The 18,721-nt window shown below is 34.5% G+C and carries 22 protein-coding genes and 1 pseudogene; 10 read left to right on the top strand and 13 right to left on the bottom strand.

Annotated features, from left to right (window positions below):
• Nucleotides 1-55 precede the first annotated feature (55 nt).
• Nucleotides 56-1,129, bottom strand: a complete 1,074-nt coding sequence (gene mutY / locus K332_RS0115320; protein ID WP_026908259.1) for an A/G-specific adenine glycosylase — start codon at nt 1,127-1,129, stop codon at nt 56-58.
• An 88-nt stretch (nt 1,130-1,217) separates the two neighbouring features.
• Between mutY and K332_RS0115315 the strand changes: the two genes are divergently transcribed.
• Nucleotides 1,218-2,204: a metal-dependent hydrolase gene (locus tag K332_RS0115315; protein WP_026908258.1), complete on the top strand. Its 987-nt coding sequence runs from the start codon at nt 1,218-1,220 to the stop codon at nt 2,202-2,204.
• A 67-nt stretch (nt 2,205-2,271) separates the two neighbouring features.
• On the opposite strand, the gene K332_RS0115310 is transcribed toward K332_RS0115315, so the two are convergent.
• The 4 genes and pseudogenes from K332_RS0115310 to K332_RS0115295 form a co-directional block, all read right to left on the bottom strand.
• Nucleotides 2,272-2,703 (bottom strand): universal stress protein, encoded by a 432-nt coding sequence (locus tag K332_RS0115310; protein ID WP_026908257.1) that lies wholly within the window; start codon nt 2,701-2,703, stop codon nt 2,272-2,274.
• A 38-nt stretch (nt 2,704-2,741) separates the two neighbouring features.
• A pseudogene (locus tag K332_RS22675) lies at nt 2,742-4,198 on the bottom strand (DHA2 family efflux MFS transporter permease subunit).
• Between the two features lie 12 nt (nt 4,199-4,210).
• Entirely contained in the window at nt 4,211-4,771 is a 561-nt protein-coding gene (locus K332_RS0115300) for a TetR/AcrR family transcriptional regulator (protein WP_026908256.1), read from the bottom strand.
• A 208-nt stretch (nt 4,772-4,979) separates the two neighbouring features.
• Complete coding sequence (locus K332_RS0115295; RefSeq protein WP_026908255.1) at nt 4,980-5,315, bottom strand: YfhH family protein; 336 nt, start codon at nt 5,313-5,315, stop codon at nt 4,980-4,982.
• A gap of 96 nt (nt 5,316-5,411) precedes the next feature.
• Between K332_RS0115295 and K332_RS0115290 the strand changes: the two genes are divergently transcribed.
• Nucleotides 5,412-6,071: an SDR family NAD(P)-dependent oxidoreductase gene (locus K332_RS0115290; protein WP_026908254.1), complete on the top strand. Its 660-nt coding sequence runs from the start codon at nt 5,412-5,414 to the stop codon at nt 6,069-6,071.
• A 118-nt stretch (nt 6,072-6,189) separates the two neighbouring features.
• On the opposite strand, the gene recX is transcribed toward K332_RS0115290, so the two are convergent.
• Entirely contained in the window at nt 6,190-7,011 is an 822-nt protein-coding gene (recX, locus tag K332_RS0115285) for a recombination regulator RecX (protein ID WP_084288024.1), read from the bottom strand.
• Between the two features lie 70 nt (nt 7,012-7,081).
• On the opposite strand from recX, the gene K332_RS0115280 reads away from it, so the two are divergent.
• From K332_RS0115280 to K332_RS0115240, 8 genes are all read left to right on the top strand, one after another.
• Nucleotides 7,082-7,975 carry a TIGR01777 family oxidoreductase gene (locus K332_RS0115280; protein ID WP_026908252.1) on the top strand — a complete coding sequence of 298 codons (894 nt, stop codon included), beginning with the start codon at nt 7,082-7,084 and terminating at the stop codon, nt 7,973-7,975.
• 342 nt (nt 7,976-8,317) lie between these two features.
• Complete coding sequence (locus K332_RS0115275; protein ID WP_026908251.1) at nt 8,318-8,872, top strand: GNAT family N-acetyltransferase; 555 nt, start codon at nt 8,318-8,320, stop codon at nt 8,870-8,872.
• Nucleotides 8,873-8,937: 65 nt separating this feature from the next.
• Nucleotides 8,938-9,054 (top strand): YfhE family protein, encoded by a 117-nt coding sequence (locus tag K332_RS23700; protein WP_084288021.1) that lies wholly within the window; start codon nt 8,938-8,940, stop codon nt 9,052-9,054.
• A gap of 546 nt (nt 9,055-9,600) precedes the next feature.
• A complete protein-coding gene (locus K332_RS0115260; RefSeq protein WP_026908250.1) occupies nt 9,601-9,990 on the top strand; it encodes a GntR family transcriptional regulator in 390 nt (129 codons plus the stop codon).
• Nucleotides 9,991-11,091: a DUF1648 domain-containing protein gene (locus tag K332_RS0115255; RefSeq protein WP_026908249.1), complete on the top strand. Its 1,101-nt coding sequence runs from the start codon at nt 9,991-9,993 to the stop codon at nt 11,089-11,091.
• 22 nt (nt 11,092-11,113) lie between these two features.
• Nucleotides 11,114-11,305, top strand: a complete 192-nt coding sequence (locus tag K332_RS0115250) for a PLD nuclease N-terminal domain-containing protein (RefSeq protein ID WP_026908248.1) — start codon at nt 11,114-11,116, stop codon at nt 11,303-11,305.
• A complete protein-coding gene (locus tag K332_RS0115245) occupies nt 11,306-12,217 on the top strand; it encodes an ABC transporter ATP-binding protein (protein ID WP_026908247.1) in 912 nt (303 codons plus the stop codon). It begins immediately after the preceding gene.
• On the top strand, nt 12,217-12,993 hold the full coding sequence (locus K332_RS0115240) for an ABC transporter permease (protein ID WP_051359488.1): 777 nt from the start codon (nt 12,217-12,219) through the stop codon (nt 12,991-12,993). The genes K332_RS0115245 and K332_RS0115240 overlap by 1 nt, the downstream gene beginning before the upstream one ends.
• A 272-nt stretch (nt 12,994-13,265) precedes the next feature.
• Here K332_RS0115240 and K332_RS0115235 read toward each other — a convergent pair whose 3' ends face one another.
• From K332_RS0115235 to K332_RS0115205, 7 genes are all read right to left on the bottom strand, one after another.
• A complete protein-coding gene (locus K332_RS0115235; protein ID WP_026908245.1) occupies nt 13,266-13,460 on the bottom strand; it encodes a hypothetical protein in 195 nt (64 codons plus the stop codon).
• A gap of 200 nt (nt 13,461-13,660) precedes the next feature.
• Nucleotides 13,661-14,407, bottom strand: coding sequence for a class I SAM-dependent DNA methyltransferase (locus tag K332_RS0115230; protein WP_036689056.1), 747 nt, complete (start codon nt 14,405-14,407; stop codon nt 13,661-13,663).
• 60 nt (nt 14,408-14,467) lie between these two features.
• The gene (locus tag K332_RS0115225) at nt 14,468-15,226 is read right to left on the bottom strand and encodes an ABC transporter permease (RefSeq protein ID WP_026908243.1); all 759 of its coding nucleotides are present in this window, start codon (nt 15,224-15,226) and stop codon (nt 14,468-14,470) included.
• Nucleotides 15,219-16,127, bottom strand: a complete 909-nt coding sequence (locus tag K332_RS0115220; RefSeq protein WP_026908242.1) for an ABC transporter ATP-binding protein — start codon at nt 16,125-16,127, stop codon at nt 15,219-15,221. The genes K332_RS0115225 and K332_RS0115220 overlap by 8 nt, the downstream gene beginning before the upstream one ends.
• A 109-nt stretch (nt 16,128-16,236) precedes the next feature.
• Nucleotides 16,237-17,130 (bottom strand): hypothetical protein, encoded by an 894-nt coding sequence (locus K332_RS0115215; protein WP_026908241.1) that lies wholly within the window; start codon nt 17,128-17,130, stop codon nt 16,237-16,239.
• 5 nt (nt 17,131-17,135) lie between these two features.
• Nucleotides 17,136-17,855 (bottom strand): SagB/ThcOx family dehydrogenase, encoded by a 720-nt coding sequence (locus K332_RS0115210; protein WP_026908240.1) that lies wholly within the window; start codon nt 17,853-17,855, stop codon nt 17,136-17,138.
• Nucleotides 17,842-18,660, bottom strand: coding sequence for a lantibiotic dehydratase C-terminal domain-containing protein (locus tag K332_RS0115205; RefSeq protein WP_026908239.1), 819 nt, complete (start codon nt 18,658-18,660; stop codon nt 17,842-17,844). The genes K332_RS0115210 and K332_RS0115205 overlap by 14 nt, the downstream gene beginning before the upstream one ends.
• Between the last annotated feature and the right edge of the window lie 61 nt (nt 18,661-18,721).

The raw sequence follows: 18,721 nt of genomic DNA, 5'->3' as shown, positions 1-18,721 counted from the left end.
TATAATCCAAGTGAACGCAGGCATTTTTTGGTAATTTATTAGAAGCGCTTATCCTCTAGACAAAGTCCTTCATTTTAATATGAGAAACTGGAAATGGATAGGAACTTAATTCCTCTTCAGTGACAAATTTAAGTTTTCCCTCTTCACGTATATCTTGATTAAAATTGGCAGAATAGATTTCAAGCTCCCATGTTAAATGAGAGAAAACATGCTTTAAATCACTCTTCTTTTCCCCTAATTTAATTTTCATTCCATAGTTAGCATAAAACCAATTTTCAATAAGTTCAGGACTTATATCTTGCATTGGAACCATTGGGAATTGCCAAAGATTTGCTAATAACCCGTCATCTGGTCGTTGTTCGATAGCAATTTCATTTTGAGCATTTCGAATTAATAATACAGCATATGGTATTTTTTTATTCTTTTTCGCCTTTGATTTTATTGGAAGTTGTTGCTCAATACCGAGTTCAAATCCCAGGCAATGTTCTTGCACAGGACATATCAAACAAGCTGGAGATTTTGGCGTACAAATGGTAGCACCGAGGTCCATGATAGCCTGGTTAAAAGATGAGGGATCTTCATGCGAAATTACCTCATAAATAATAGCTTCAAATAACTTCTTCGTTTTGGCAAGGGCAATATCATCATCAATATTTAAAACCCTAGAAAAAACACGCATCACATTACCATCAACTGCAGGTTCTGGTTGATTAAAAGCAATTGATAAAATGGCGCCTTTTGTGTACGAACCGATTCCTTTTAGTCCTTCCAATTCCTTAGGATTATCTGGAACTTGTCCATCATAAATCTCGACAACTTCACGGACAGCATGTTGTAAATTTCTTGCACGTGAATAGTATCCTAGACCTTCCCAAGCCTTTAAGACATCTTGCTCATCCGCAGCTGCTAAAGCATAAACCGTAGGAAACTTTTCAATAAAGTTATGGAAATAAGGTATTACTGTGTCAACCTTTGTTTGCTGAAGCATTATTTCCGATACCCAGACTTTGTATGGATCTTGGTTTTCACGCCATGGTAAATCACGTTTATTAGCGTAATACCATGTCAAAAGTTTCTCTTGAAAGTTTAAAATATTAAAATTCTGTAACGAACTCATGTGTTTGGTCATATAAACACTTCCTTTATGGTACACTAAAAACACACTGAAAAAATCAATATATTACCTCATGCTAGTTAACATAGGAGGAATTAATTTAATGGATACCGGAACCCATATTGTTATGGGAGTTGCACTTGCAGGTCTTTCGACACTCGATCCAGTAGTTAATAATGATCCGGTGCTCTTTCATGCTATATTCGTAGGTGCAATCGTAGGGTCTCACGCACCTGATTTCGATACTGTATTAAAATTACGTAATAATGCAACCTATATTAGGCATCACCGTGGTGTAACACATTCTGTCCCAGCAGTAATTTTCTGGGGAATATTAATTGCAAGTATAATTCATCTCTTTGTCCCCCAGGTTAATTTCTGGCATTTATATGGATGGACCGCTTTAGCAGTAGTCGTCCATGTTTTCGTAGATATTTTCAACGCCTATGGTACACAAGCTTACCGTCCATTCACCGATAAGTGGATTGCACATGGTTTTATCAATACTTTTGATCCATATATTTTCACACTGCATTTAGCTGGTATTGTTGCTTGGATACTTGGCGCAAATCCTGCTACTACTTGGCTTTTGATTTATGCAGTAATTCTATTATATTATATTAAGCGATATATGGATAAAAAAGAAATTGTTAGAACGATTAACGACTATTTTCCGGATACGATAAAGGTCGCTACTTCTCCAACAATAAAGCAAAATTATTGGCGAGTTGCGATTACTACGGAAACAAGATTTTACGTTGGAACCGTTGAAAATGGACATATAGAGATTGTCGATGAATTTAAAAAGGTTTCATTGCCTGATTCACCAATAATTGATATTGCCAAGACAGATAGAAATGTCTCTGCATTTTTATCCTTCTCTCCAGTCTATCGCTGGGAGATCAACGAATACGATGATTATACAGAGGTTCGTTTTATTGATTTACGCTACCGTTCTAAGACATTCTACCCGTTTGTTGCAGTTGTTCAAATAAACTCAGCCAACGAAATTATTAGTTCTTATACGGGGTGGATATTTTCTGAGCATAAATTACAAACTAAATTATATGTTGGCGATAGCCCAATTTAAAAAACTAGTGAGCCATATAGGTTCACTAGTTTTTCTATTGATATATTTTCATTTTTCTATTAATCATTTACTCAGGAGTACGGATAACTAATACATCACATGTGGCAGTTCGTACGATTGCTTCTGATACAGATCCTATTAGAAAACGTTCAACGGCATTATGACCCGTTGCACCGCAAATAATTAAATCAGCATGAACTGTACTCGCAACGTCTTTCGAAATCGCACTTCTTGGCGATCCGTATATACTAATTACGTTAAAATTTTCAATTCCTTCAGCCTGAGCTTTTGCTTGATAATTTACTAATAAATCTTCTGATTGCTTTTGAACCTGATCAACAACTGGTCGTTCATAAGGAGTACGGTTATCAATAATGTTAGTAATGTGTAATGTTGACCCAGGATTACGCTTTACGACATCTATTGATTTACGAAATGCGTATTCTCCTTCTTTGGAGCCGTCTACCGCTACGATAATATTCTTATAATGATTTGCCATACTACTTCCCCTCCTATATTCCCATTATACCTCTAGTTTCAACCTACCTTTGTGTCATTTCTAGCAATTTTTTCAGATGAAGATTTTGCATGTGAACTTGTACTATTTTTGGTAAAGAATGAACTTATAAATGCAATTACAGCGATTCCTGTAATGAAGTAGAACCCATATTTAACTCCGGCAGCCAATACTTCTGGTTCCGTTGCCTTTGGGTAATTAGCAATATGATTATTTTCACCCATCGTGAAAATAGTAATGGCAATTGCAGTCCCTGCTGCACCAGCTACTTGATTTAATGTGTTCATTGCAGCTGAACCATCTGCATAAAGATTTCGTGGTAACTGGTTCATCGCATTTGTTTGGGAAGGCATGGTTACCAGGGTTAACCCTACAAATAAAATCATGAAGCTAACGATTATCTGCCAAACCGGAGTTGTAGATGAAATAACCGATATGAACATGATATTTCCAAGTAAAACAAATATAGATCCCACAATAACAAAGTAACGTGCTCCCCATTTATCAAAGAGAGTACCTACGATTGGTGATAAAATTACGTTAACCGCATTTCCAGGAAGAAGCATTAAGCCAGCTAATGCGGCACTTAATAATAGTGCACCTTTTAGATATAGTGGCAATAAGATTGCAGATGATAAAATAACTAAGATACTTAGGAACATCATTAAAGTACCTAATGTAAACATTGGATACTTGAAACACGTAAATTGACCATTGGTTGTTCCATTTTAAATTGACGAATTCCAAATAACAGTAATGAAATAACGCCAATAAATAATGGCCCCCATACAATCAGCGCTGAGATTGGTTGCTCAGCCATTGTACTTAAATTAAATATAATTCCACCAAAACCAATGGTTGAGAGCAGAATTGATAAAACGTCTATTTTAGGCTTTGTAATTTCAGATACATTCGTAATTACAACATAAGCTCCAACTAGTAATAATACATAAAAAATTGCACTCATCCAGAAAATATAAGACCAGCCTAGTGAAGTAATAATGACACCTGATAATGTTGGCCCCACTGCTGGTGCTGTTGTAATAACTAACCCGACAATCCCCATTACAACTCCTCGTTTTTGGATAGGGAATATGAGTAAAACAACTGTCAACATAATCGGTAGGATAAGACCTGTTCCAATTGCTTGAACAATACGGCCAGCCATTAACATCGGAAAGTTAACTGACATAGCCGCAAGTAATGCACCTAATAATGAGATAATGATTCCACCGATTACTAATTTCCTTGTTGAAAACCACTTCATAATAAGAGCTGTAACCGGTACAAGTATACCTAACATTAATAAATAACCTGTTGTTAGCCACTGGGCTGTTGCTGGCTCAATTGTGAAATCTTCCATAACATTAGTTAAAGCCATATTTAATGCTGTTTCTCCAAATAATCCAATAAAAGCTCCTAACATAAGAATAAATGCCATAGCTTTCGGTTTTTTAACTTGAATATGTGTTTCCATGCCTATCTCCTTCTAACTCTTTAAACAAACCTTTGGTAATACTAGTGCAATCTTCTCTAATGGTTCTGGTGATTTCTTCGTCAAACTAAGCATGATTGCTCCTTCAATCGTAGCTGTCATAATCAATGCCATAGATTCAGCCATTTCTAATGGAGCTCCATCTTCTACTAATTTGGTCGAATATATCTCTTGAATTTCCGTGTAGAGGCTTGTGCAAGCATTCCGTACTGGTTCACTCAAGTGATCCATTCCACTTACGATACTACTAAATGTATAACCTGTAATTGTACCACTTTGGTTAAAATCGGCTATCAATTTAAGTATCATCGCTTCGGTCGCTTCATGAGTAGTTTGATATTTTTTAAATATTTCTTTGATGCTATTCGTAATTGTCATGTTCATTTCCTGTAGACATACAATTAACAATTCTTCTTTTCCGTTTGGAAAGTGATAATAGAGTGCACCTTTTGTCAGTTTGCATTCTCTAAGAATCTCATTTACTCCAACACCATTGTATCCTTTATATTGGAAAAGTCTTGTCGCTATCTTCATTATTTGCGATCTTGTATCCATTTCCGTCGCACACCTCCACATACCGACCGGTTTGTTTACTATATCAAATTTTTTAAAAGAATTTCTAGTACTTTTTTTATAAATTTTTATTTACTTTTTTAAAAATCCTTAAACATTCATGTTTAAACCGGTTACACCATTCATAGTTTTATTTTTCAGAGAAACAGCAAAAAAAGAGCTCGTTTCATAAAACTCGCTCTTCCCCAATTTACTTATCCAGTTTTTTTCCTAGTAACGATATCGGAATTGCTTCCTCTTTTTCATACACTTCATTTAAAAGATTGATACGATGTCCCCATGCAAAGACACCTTCTAAATAATTAATAGTGAATCTATGACCTGGATCATGACGAAATTCGTAGGTGGATCCTGGATGGAAATCTTCAGGATTTAATGTATATGCTAAAGCTAGCTGCATCTTTCTTTCATATATTTGCACTTCACTTATATTCCCTAATTGCTCAGCCTTTTGTGCTTTCTCTTTAAATTCCGCAACTAAACTAAGTAATTGCTCAACAGATAAATCACTATATCGATAATTCATATGTTTGGCCCCCTTCGACTCTCTTTACATTTTATCAACAAACTGGGACAATTTAAATGGTTAAACACTATTATTCGACAAAAGGTGGGAGTATTTATGCCAACAGTTGCTATAACTGGTGCTGGTACTGGTCTCGGAAAAGCTCTAGCATTAGAATATGCTAAAAATGGCTATAAAGTATATTTATTAGGTAGAAGAAATGATCCATTACATCTTGTCCAATTTCAGATTAAAGAAATTGGTGGTGATGCTGAAGTTGTTCTTTGTGATGTAAGGGAAATTGCTTCTATTCAAATTGCTTTCCAGCGTATTGGTGAACTAGATGTTTTCATTAATAATGCCGGAATTGGAATTTTCGGTTCCATTGATGACTACGGGGTAGAGGATATTGAAGCAACATTAAACACCAATGTAAAAGGAACCATATTAACGGTGCAAGCTTCCCTTCCACTTATACGTAAGAGCAAAGGAAGAATTTTAACGATTATTTCAACAGCTGGTTTACGTGGGAAAGTAAATGAATCCCTCTATTGTGCAAGTAAATTTGCAGTCCGTGGATTTACAGAAGCACTTCAACAAGAATGGGATAAGGAGGACTTTAAGATTACCGCGGTTTATATGGGTGGCATGAATACTCCATTCTGGAAAAAATCAGATCATGTGAAGGATCCTTCTAGACTTAAAAGTCCTGAAGTTGTAGCTAAACAAATTTTCGATGAGGATGACGGGCGTAAGGAAATTCTAGTAGACCAGTAAGTTCGATTTGTATTTAAATGGACACACATGATTAGTCTGAAGAGAACGGTTGATGTTACGAATTCTAATTGATATGTATTATATATTTTCGTAGATGGACTTGCCTATCGACAAGTCCTTAATCTTCTTTTCCAATTTCCTCGTCAATATACTGATTAATCAAATCCATCTGAAATCCTTTACGATACAGACCTTCTTTTACTTTCATCTTTAGTTCATACCCCGATTTCTTAGCTGCGTGCTTACGAACTAACTTCTCTCCTTGAAAAATGAGCGATTCCCATTCCTCAGAATTATCACGGTTATCTACCACGGATAAAAGAACTTCGCCAATTACATCTGAGGTAAATCCTTTTTGTACCAATGTAATCCGGAGCTGTTCGATTTTTTTATTAAAAGAATCCTTTTTACTAGAAGTAAGTTTTTTATTTACCCATTTTAATGCTTTTTCATATTGTATATCATACGTATATAGAGAGACAGCTTCAGTAGAAACTGTAGCTGAGACTCCTTTTTCCATTAGCTCTCGCTTTACTAATAGTGGTCCTTTTGAAGTAGTGTTTATTCTTGTTATTGTAAAGCTTTCCGCAAATTGTTTATCATTAACTAGACCTTCTTTTGTTAACCGTTCTATAATAATGTCAATATGCTCTTGAATTACTTCTTTTTTCATCAAATAATCTATTATTTCTTTTTGTGATCTCATCCGGTAGCTTAAATAATTAATTGCTAGAAGATAAGATTTCTGTATGGTATCTTTCTTAAGTAAAAGATCGATCGTTAGTTCATCCAACTCGAGTCCTTTACGTAGCCCAAATTCCACCAAGATTGCTTCATCAACACTAAATGCATATTTATCACTATTACCTTCAACCATATAAACATTATAACGTTGTGTGCTTTTTTTCTGTGTTGTAATTCGACTTATTTTCTTCAGCAAGTTCATCACCTCTTTTGTCCATCATACCATGATAATAAGAATTTAGATTACCAAAAGTGAGGAGATTTTAATGAACTATTTAATCACGGGCGGAACAGGTTTTGTTGGTAAGAAGCTAATAGAGAAATTAATTTCACTAGGCCACCACTCCTTTATCTTAACTCGTACCCCAGAGAAGTTTTCCAATACGAAACATACTACATATCTTAACTTTGACAATACAAAAAATTTGCCAGCAATTCATGGTGTTATTAATCTTGCTGGGGAAACATTGTATGGATACTGGACTAAGAATAAGAAGGAAAGAATTAAAACAAGTAGAATAGAAACGACGCAGAGGTTAATTGACCTTATGAAACATATGGAAGAAAAACCAGACGTATTTATTAGTGGTTCAGCGGTTGGATACTATGGTATATCCGATGATATGATTTTTACGGAGGAGACCACAAGGCCAGGGAACGACTTTCTTGCTGATGTCGTTGTAGACTGGGAAAAAACTGCAAAACAAGCAGAGGAACTTTCCATTCGTACCGTACTTGCTAGGTTTGGTGTTATTTTAGGTAGTAATGGTGGAGCACTTCCATTGATGTCTCTTCCTACTAAATTATTTGTAGGTGGTCGGATAGGAAAGGGTGAGCAATGGACTTCCTGGGTTCATTTGGATGATGTCGTTGATTTAATTATCTATGCGATACAAAAGGAAAGCATATCCGGTCCCTTCAATGTGACTGCCCCACAACCAGTAAGAAACAAAGAGTTCAATCAAATTTTGTCCAAAAGTCTAAAACGTCCATATTGGTTTCCTACACCAGGTCTGCTAGTTCGCGCAGCAACTGGTGAAATGAGTCAACTCATCTTAAAAGGACAATACGTATTACCGAATAAGGCACTAGAAACAGGCTACCAATTCCATCATCCAACCCTAGATTTAGCCCTTGAACAATGCTTTAAATCAATGTAAAAATAATTTAACATAATTTGTCGATATTTTTGTTGAAAAAGTAGTTCCATTTTGGAGTTATTCGTAGTATTATATGTATTGTCACAAAACGATGTACGTTTAAAAATGCATTCACATAATACTGGTGAATGAGTTTTTTATGCGAGTAGGAAAGATTTCTATACTTTTCTATTTGTCAAAATATAATAGGGAAGGCAAATGGTGCGCCACCTGTTAAACAGGTTCTAGTGGGTTCGATTCCCACCCCGAATTTTTGTTGATCTTAATAAAAATTCGCGGGTGGGCTTCCAACTAGGGTCCCTTTTATTTGGATACCCTCCTGCACAAATAAGGAGGGTTTTTATGCTAAAAAAGCGTGATTTACAAGAGGTGCCAGTACTATTTGAACTGATGTCACACCCAGAAGTATTTCCATATGTTAGACATAAAGCAAATACTACAGATGAATTTTACTTTTTAACTAAAAAGACGATGGAAGCAGAAGAACAAGGTGAGTTAATTTCAAGGACAATCGTAGATGAATATCAACAGCCTATTGGCACGATTAATTTGTTTGATATAGAAAACAATCACGGTTTTTTAGCAACTTGGATTGGCCAACCTTATTTCGGGATGGGATATAATCGTGCGGCAAAAGAGCAGTTTTTCGATGAGTTATTCTTTGATTATGAAATCGAGACCATTTTCATGAAAGTAAGAAAAACCAACATCCGCTCTACAAAAGCCGTTCTAAAACTCCCTTATGTTGCATTAGGAAACACCATTTACCCTGAAGTCTACCAAAAAGTAAACCAAGTGGAAGAAATTTATGATATCTTTGCGATTTCAAAAGAGCATTATCTTTCTTATCAACAATTTGTTACGATGGAAGCAAATGCTGATGGTGAAGTCGGTTAATATTGTATAAAAATGTAAATGTTGGTTATTCTAAACAGTAAATATACTGTGAGTGAGGGATAGCCGTGCCAAAAGAAAAACGTGAAGTAAGAGATAAGTTTTTAAGTAAAACTCAGGAAGTGCTTTACCAAAGAGAATTTAAGCGGGCTGACCGTGCAAGACAAAAGGCAGACCGAAGCTAGAAGCTTCGGTCTTTTTTTAATTTTTAAGGAAAGATTCTAGACCTTTTATATTTCATCCTTCCGCCATTCCTGGGTGGATTTTTGGGATTTTACATCCATCCTGACTTCGCTTGTGACCATTTTTTCTGTTCCTACTGCCCCTTCCTGTTTAAGATTGTGGTCAATTCCAAAAACCTGCACGCACTTTATAGTTATATTTATTCGATTCACAGAATATTTTCCTCTTGTGGATTTTCTTATAAAAACACCGTATGATCTGCCCTTGATATCCGTATTAGGTTGTTAATAACTGTCCATACCCCTCTGTGGATAATGTGGATAAAGCTGATTTTCACTTAAATAATAATGAATAACTTGGGGATATCACTGTTGATATCATTTTCCATTGACATATTCGTTCTAACTGTTATACAATAAATATAACAGTTAGAACACGAGATGAAATTAATGTGGATAGAGCCCTACACGAGCTGTGCACATATTCGACGAATTTCGAGCTAATTCGGGAAGTGACAGGCACCACAAAAAGAAGGAGTGTGCTGTAATGTGTTTATAAATTTAGATTTTGAGTCGGATGAGCCGATTTATTTGCAGTTGGTTCATCAAATTATTGAGGGTATTGCGAGGAGGGATTTGCGTCCTGGGGAGGCGTTGCCTTCTGTTAGATCGCTTGCTTCTGATATTGGTATCAATCTTCATACGGTGAATAAAGCTTATCAACATTTGAAGCAAGATGGTTTTATTTTAATCCATAGGCAAAAAGGTGTTGTAATTAATCCAGATGGGGTACCAAAGGCTGATGCAAGTCATAAAAGTCAGTTAGAAAAGAATTTACGCCCTCTTATCGCTGAATCAATTTGCCGTGATATTAGTGAAGAGGAATTCTTAATGCTTTGTAAGTCACTATATAAAACTTATCAAGGAGGTCGCTCGTAAATGAATATGATATTTCTTCTCCTTATTTTAATTCCTGCGTATATTTCAACCATGTTTATTCCTTATTGGACTAGAAGAACGGAAAGCTTTGGTGTATCCATCCCAGAAGAAATCTACCATACAGATAGGATTAAAAAACTTCGTAAACAGTATGTGCTGTATTCTGGAATATCGGCTATTATTGTCACCATTTTATTTCTTGTACTTGAAACACTCAATGATATGGATTCGAATACCTTTAGCATTTTCTTTTCTATACTCGTTTGTGCATATTTATTTCTTCATTTTTTAATCTATCTATACTTCCATAGGGTAATGAAGCAATTAAAACAAACTGAAAACTGGGGAAAGGAGAAACCACAGCAAGTTTTTATTAGTACTGAGTTTAGAAAACATAAGCTAAACCATTCCAATCTTTGGTTTGCCTTTTCCTTCTTAATTACTTTCGCATCCATTGCTTTAACCTTTAAATTTTACAACCGTATTCCAGAGCAAATACCGATGCAATATAACTTTGATGGAGTGGTAACGAATACTGTTACAAAAACGCCACGTACAGTTTTAGCCATGCCTATTATTCAGCTTTATTTAACATTATTGTTCATGTTCTTAAATACAATGATTGCAAAAGCTAAACAACAAATTAGTGCTGAAAAACCCGAAGAGTCTATGAAGCAAAATGTTATTTTTAGAAGAAGATGGTCCGCTTATTTGATAGGTACTGGAATTGGATTATCATTACTATTTATGTTCATTCAATTTTCATTGATTTTCCCAATCAGTACGGAATTAATATCTATTGTGCCAATTGTTTTCACTTTAATCTTAACGCTTTGGGCTATTATTCTATCATTCACTACTGGTCAAGGTGGAAGTCGTGTAAGAATCTCTGCCGGAACGAATGGAGAGGCTATTGATCGTGATGATGACAGACATTGGAAACTTGGAGTGATTTATTTTAATCCAAATGATCCGGCACTGTTTTTAGAAAAGCGTTTCGGTGTTGGTTGGACAATTAACTTAGCAAGGCCACTTGCTTGGATTACCTTTATTATCATTATTTCAATTATCATTGCTATTCCTAAACTTATGGGAATGTAAAAAAAAGATTGGAGAGGTGTATATGGTGAATATTAACTGGGCGTTAATCGCTCCTATCCTAATTATCCAGGTCATTCTATTACTTGTTGCCATTGTTGACTTGGTGAAAGTAAAAGAAACTAATGGTCCTAAATGGTTATGGGCATTAATTATCGTACTAATAAGTATTATAGGGCCTGTACTGTACTTTATCTTTGGAAGGAGATCTCGTTAAATGACATTACTGACCGTTGAGAAACTAACTAAAAAGTATGGCTCAAAGACTGTTGTTGACCATATCAGTTTTGATTTCGGCCACCATAAATGCATTGCATTAATCGGTCCTAATGGAGCTGGAAAAACAACAACCTTAAGAAGTTTAGCTGGTCTTTTAAAACCAACTGAAGGAACCATTCAAATTGAAGCACAAGGAAAAAATCAGGACATCCGTAAATATATTGGCTATTTACCGCAATATCCAGCCTTTCATACGTGGATGACTGGAAGAGAATTCCTAGTTTATAGTGGTAAACTAGCTAAGCTTACTAAAGGTGAAGCAACTAAACGAGCAACCAAATTGCTGAAAGAAGTAGGGATATCTGAAGAAGCACAAGATGAACGAATATCTCGTTACTCAGGTGGGATGAAGCAACGGCTTGGAATTGCTCAAGCTATCATTCACAAGCCAAAATTATTGATTCTAGACGAACCCGTTGCATCACTTGATCCGATAGGTCGTAGGGAAATACTTGTTCTGATGGAGAAATTAAAACAAGAAATGACGATATTATTTTCTACCCACATTTTAAATGATGCCGAGGAAGTAAGTGATGAACTTCTACTTCTAAATCATGGCAAATTAATTGAGTCTGGATCTTTAATTGATTTAAGGAAAAAGTATCAAACTACCGTCATTGAGTTACAAGTCGAAGATGAAATTCAACTATATCAAGAAAAGGTTGTGGCAATAGATGGTGTTTCTAATGCCAAGGTAGAACGGGATACACTTTTAATTACAGCGACTGATATGAAAAAAGCTCGTGAAGGTATTTTAACATTAGCAACGAAAGAGAAATGGCAAATTACGACTTTTTCCATTAATAAGGCTTCACTAGAGGATATGTTTATGAGGGTGGTGAACGAATAATGCAATGGATGACGTTATTTCAAAAAGAGTTACTCGAGAACTGGCGAAACAAAAAATGGGTTTGGGTACCGTTAGTTATTATTTTATTGTCTGTCATGGATCCTCTAACCACTTACTATTTACCTCAAATTATTGATTCTGTCGGTGGTATGCCTGAAGGGGCTGTGTTTGAAATACCGGAACTTGCACCAACTGAAGTAATTTTGATGAGTCTTAGTCAATTAAGTAGTTTAGGAATTTTAGTCATTGTTCTCATCTTAATGGGGACTATTGCTGGTGAAAGAAAAAGCGGTGTCTCTGAACTAGTATTAGTAAAGCCTGTTTCTTACATGAATTATATTACTGCAAAATGGGTCTCTTACTTATTGCTAGTGTGGGTATCTCTTTTCCTTGGCTTACTTGTGAGTTGGTATTATATCAATATTCTGTTCGGAACACTGACCTTTGGTGAATTCTTAACGGTATTCTTCTTCTATGGTATGTGGTTGACCTTGGTCGTTTCATTAACAATTTTTTATAACACTGTCTTCAAATCTGGAGGTTTGGTTGCCTTCTTCACTATTTTAACAATTATGTTGATGAGTATTATTACACAAATCTTCCAACATATTCTTGATTGGAGTCCAAATAATCTTTCTAGCTATATACTAGAATCATTGACTTCTGGTGAGATTAGTAGTGATCTTCTTGCAACCGCAGCAGTAACCCTTGGATTGTCCCTAATCTTGTTACTGCTGGCTAGTCAAATTTTCAAACGTAAAGAAATGGCTGTGTAATTCAATCTAAAAGGGGTTATCGTAAATTGGATACGACAACCCCTTTTTTATACCCGTGACTTGCCAAAGCCATTTCCCATTCTTTTAACTACATTCTTTTATTCAGTATTTGACAAACAATCTTCCAAGTACAACCGGCCATTTATTGCAAAATAAATGAGCCACTTTACAATTGCCAAATGCAGTGTAATTTCGGTAGTCCACCAAAACTAAATCACATTTTGTGAAGCGGCCTCCTGGTCAAAACACGTTAATTACTTTGGAAAAATGGTTTATTCCTCTTTTCCACAATAACCAGTATATTTATATACTAGTGGAAACAAAAATGCCCAGATGATAAATGTACCTGCTGCTGCATTCAATGTATCTCCCCAATAAAAATAGCCACGGAACAAATAACTGAACAGACCAGTTATTAAAGCTACTATCAAAGCTGCAACTATGGCATTCCTAATATAGACTTTCATGATTGACTCACCTCGGTTATATTTTCGGGATAGTTTAATCTTCATTAGAAAAACTCGTATCCGCTCATTCTTTTGCGAATGTGTTAGTTTTCCTTATGTCGGCGGAAAGTTTTTTACTTTTCTACCTACTAAAAAATGAAAGACTACCTTTCATTATTCTAATCATTTCCAACCTTAGTGTAAGTGAAACCCATTCCATATTATTTTGTTGCGATAATAAAAACGCGTTCTTCTTTCTCTGGCTCTTCCACCATTTTAAGTAAATTATTTACATGTGCAAATTTGACTGAAATAAACCCAGTATCATAAAGATATTCTTTGACCTTTTCCATTTTGTAGATGGTATTATAAACCACTTCATCATATTTATAATAGACATGGGAAGAGTCATCTTTTACGAAACCGTAGTACCTTGTAAAAGCTTTATTTCTAGAAGGTTCAGACATGCTTTGCATGATACTAAATATTTCTTCATCTTCCCTTATAAAAGTTCCACCTTTAGAAAGACCTAATCTCGTATTAAGATCAAAAATAAATGTTCCATCCTCTTCTAAATGATGGAATACTTGTTGGAAGCATTGTTGTAAACTCTGATCATCTTCTAAATGATTTAAAGCATCATATGTTGAAACAATATTGGGGTATTTTTTATTCAATGAAAAATATCTGGCATCATTACAATAAAACTCAGCTTTCTTTGTTTCAATAAAAGGCTTATTCAGTTTTTTTGCATGGTATAGCATATCTTCAGAAAAGTCAATTCCAGTTACATGATAACCTTTTGCAAGAAAATAATAAGCTAGTTGGCCTGTTCCACAACATAAATCCAATATTTCATTTTTCGTGTCTTTACTCGAAAGAAATTTGAATATTCTTGGGGCAACCTGTATCGAAAAGTGAATTAAATGTTTACTATAAACATCTGCAAAGTTCTTTCCATAATTCATATTACGTATCCCCCTAATAAAATATTACCCGTAATAGTGCGTATTAAACAATGACGGGAATTAAGTTAATACTTTTCTTTGTTTTACAAAATTTGCAAGAACAATAAATACAGCTGTTAGCAATACTAAAAGTCCTATTTCCTGATAATAAGAAAATACACTTGCTTTTTCAGTCCAAACTCCCCTCATTGCTAGTAAGCCATAATAAATAGGATTAATAAATTCTACGATTGTACGTAAAAAATTTGGAAACATTTCAGGCGGAAACGTTAACCCCCCTAAAAACATCTGGAAGTTAAATAATATGATAGAAATCGATTGATATGTTGCACTTTTCGTTGTAATAGATGAAACCAAATACACAATTGCAAACTGAAATAAATTGATTACCATTAAAACAACGAGAACAGATAATAGGTTGCCATATGGTATAGGTACATCGGATGTAATAATTGCGGTTGCAACGAGTGCCAGTATTGCTAGTATTTGAAAAATAAGGGTGGCTAGAAATATACCAAATGAGATGGTAACATTATTCAACCCTAGTAGTCGATATTTTAATAGATTCCCTTGTTCTTCATATAAAGTATAGTAGTGTCCATAAATTACAATAACGGCATTAATAATGATGATTGGAATAAACGCAGGAAGTAAATAATCTACTATAGTATATTCCGTACCAGTAATTTCTAAGTCGGCAAATACATTACTAAAAATTACAAACATCAATACTGGCATTAAAAATCCAATAGCGGTAGTTTTATAATTTCTCAACAAGAGCTTTGTCTGATATTTCGTAAACACTACCATCTTATTCATGTGTAATTTCTCCTTTTTCGTTTATGACATACCCTAAATTCTTTAAGAAAGCATCTTCAAATGAATAGTCTTTTATATAGATATCTATAGCATTATTTCTTTTAACCTCTTCTAGAACCTTTATTTCATCTTCTGTATCATATTCAACATTATATCTGTCACCATTTTTCACTACATTTCCAAAATCTAAATTGAAAGAATCATTCTCCAAATTTGGAACTACACTTGGTATTTTAAAACTAATATTTTTCTTATTTCCATATGTTTGCTTTACGATATCTTTAACTCCACCAGTTAAAGATACTTGTCCGTTTTCCAATATAACAACTTGGTCAGCCAAGTATTCCACTTCATCTAAGAAGTGACTAGTTAAAATGATATTGGTACCATACTCTTGATTCACTTTTTTTATTTGGCTCCACACTTTTCTTCTAGCTACGATATCTAATCCCGTTGTTATTTCATCAAAAATAATCACTTTTGGCTTGTTTATTAGGGTTAGTAATATGGACAACTTTTGCTTTTCTCCACCTGATAGACTATTTATATTACTTTTCTTGAATGATAATAAACCGAATTCATCTAATAGTTCGTCTAGGTCAACATCACTTTTCAGAAGCTTCTTATATAGATTACATATCTCGTAAACTCTCGCACCTTCTTCGTATACGGATGATTGCATTTGTAAACTAATATTTTTGAACAAATCCTCTTTCGGAAATGCGTATGTAATTTTCCCTTTATATTCAACCAGGTTCATGATGCATTTTATAAGGGTTGTTTTACCTGCACCATTATGGCCAAGTATTGCAAATATCTCCCCGTCATTAACATCTAAATTGATATCTTTTAAGACCTGCTTTTCACCATAGTTTTTTGATAACTCCCGTATATTTATCATATTAAACTCCCATCCTGCTTTTTTTGTTAATCTATTTGATTACACTTGGTCCTAATATATTAAAAAGCAACAACTTTTTAGTAAACAGCCTTTGATATTAATTTTTTGATTATACTCGTACTTTGTCAGCTTGATCATAACTGAATTCCTCAACACCACTTTCACTGAAGCAAATACTACAACTATTAGTCTTATAGACATCTGTAACAGATAGTGATAAATATGGATTAGCTAATTGATAATATTTTCTTATTGGAAGACCCACATCTGTTCCTAAAAATTGATGCAAGTTATTTAGACAGAAATAAACTGTATTAACGAGAAAATTCAATATAAAATTTTGGTAATATACAGGATATCCATTCTCTACATTATTTCTTTGTAGATCATAATTACTACTATAGCACTTTAAACATATCGTTGTTCCCGGTATGAGAAGAGGACCAACCCTTAAACTTTCTAATGAGTAAACTAAATACTTTTTATTTCTTTCACCTTGAATGGTAGCCAAATCCTTTTCATTGACTAAGATAATACTTTTCTCGTCTGTTGAAGTTATATCCTTTTTCGCTATTGACTTCGTTTGAAATAATCCTTCTCTTAGTAAAAAGGAATGTAGTTCGTGATTAGTTCCTAATGTATAAATTCTTTGATTATGAAATGTATCGAAGTAATCCTTAATGACGGAATGTTCAACACCACTCTTATTAGCTGCTAAAAGAACCCCACGAATATTAACTTGCCTTCGATACTCCGTTTTTTCCTCCGTTAATAAGGTTGAATCCTTTAATTGTTTACTTATCATCATTATTAGTTTTTCTTCTTGTGAGACCTCATTTATATCCGTTGGTATAAGGAATCCATATAATAATTTCTGGATTAAGAGTTCTTTATCAATAGTGCTGCTAATTCTTATGGAATGGTGTTTATCATCAAATAGATGTGTTAGTATTAATTCCTTTGCATACATAACGGTATATTGTGCTCTTAAGACTACATACAACTCGTTCACCCCACAACTACAACATAGTGTAAATCATATTGTTTTCCGATTATTTCTTTAAACAGTGACTCATTGTACCCTCCAATACATACAGAGTGATACTCCTTTTCTAAACTATAAAGTGTTATATTTTGTGCCATATGCCCCATTTCCAAGCATAGTAGTCGATATGCAATTTCTCCATACACTTCCTCAATTAACTGGTAATCGCTTGCTAAAAATATCAGGATTGGAAACTCCGACAGCTTCTTATCAAAAATCACATCTGCGATTCTATGATCCAAGTCCTCTGCATATTTCTCTAGTGAATGATCATAAGCGTTATAACGATAAATATAGATATGTTCTTCTTGAGCAATTGAAATAAATACAGTTGTTGCATAGGTAGTTCCTGGAGATGGATAACTAAATAACTGATAGCCACTATCTGTACTTCCCGTAATCCCCACACTAAACTTTAATAGCTTTGAGATAAATTGAATATCTATATCTTTCCCACTGACTTCCCTTATTGTTCGACGTAAAAATAGCATCTGTTCCAGATAAGACTCTGCCTTAGGTTCATCTAAGGGGATCGCTTCAAGTAATTCCCATTTCCGATGGTTCTTTACCGGTTTAATCCGCATGGAATGATAATGTTTTGATATCATTGCATTCTGATGATATAACTCTCTTAATGTATTTCTTTTACCAGTTAAATCCCAAAGCTGATCATGCCTTTTCAACTATCTCACCCTCTACACCTATATTATTAGCAATAAAAGATGCTAGATTATGTTCAATTGCAGGAAAAATCCCAAGTCTATTATTCGTCATATGAACATGCGAGATAAGAATCGATATTTCCTTGTGAATATCATTACTCTTTATACAATTAAAATAATCGTTATACATCGCAAACTGGTTAACATGATTGTTTTGTAAATGATTTAATCTCTGCTTCAATATAGGGGCATAGTTCTCTACCAGCTGTCCACTTGAGCTATAATCTTTCCAAAAGTCTGCATAATTCCCGTAAATTGTATGGTTTACCTTAGCTAATTGAAATGTTAAGTAAATAAGGTCCATGCCTACTATAATCCTTCTACTAAAAGGAACGTTATTTAACTTATTAGCCAGAACACTACTTTCGTAAAAAACCTGTTCGGAATTCCCTATTACTTCCCTGCCACCATATCGTTCGTACTCAGGCTCATAAACAAACTCAACTACCGAACCGTGTTCACACCAATATGTTTCTCTAATATTTTCTTTTTCTAATGCGGTGTTTTGATAGAACTGTTTATAATCTATTAAGTCAACATTTCTTTGAACTAAAAAATTGTCGATTGACTCTTCGAAGCGTTTTTTTACTTTTGGATAATCTTCCGGTTTACATGTAAAGCGTAACCTTACATGTGGTCCACCTAACCAATACCGAATAAAAAAGTATGTCTCCATATCATCTTGGATGACATCTTGGAAGTCTGATTGTAAGTAATCATCTAATGCTTTAAAATCATGAATAAATCCATGTAGGGAATGCCACATTCTACCACCCCTTGTCCATTTGATTAACCCTTGAAAAAAGAAAAACTATAACTCGGTTCGA

It is taken from the genome of Paucisalibacillus globulus DSM 18846 (assembly GCF_000482485.1).
Classification (GTDB): domain Bacteria; phylum Bacillota; class Bacilli; order Bacillales; family Amphibacillaceae; genus Ornithinibacillus; species Ornithinibacillus globulus.
The sequence above is the reverse complement of the archived record's forward strand: the minus strand, read 5'-3'. Positions and strand labels throughout refer to the sequence as shown.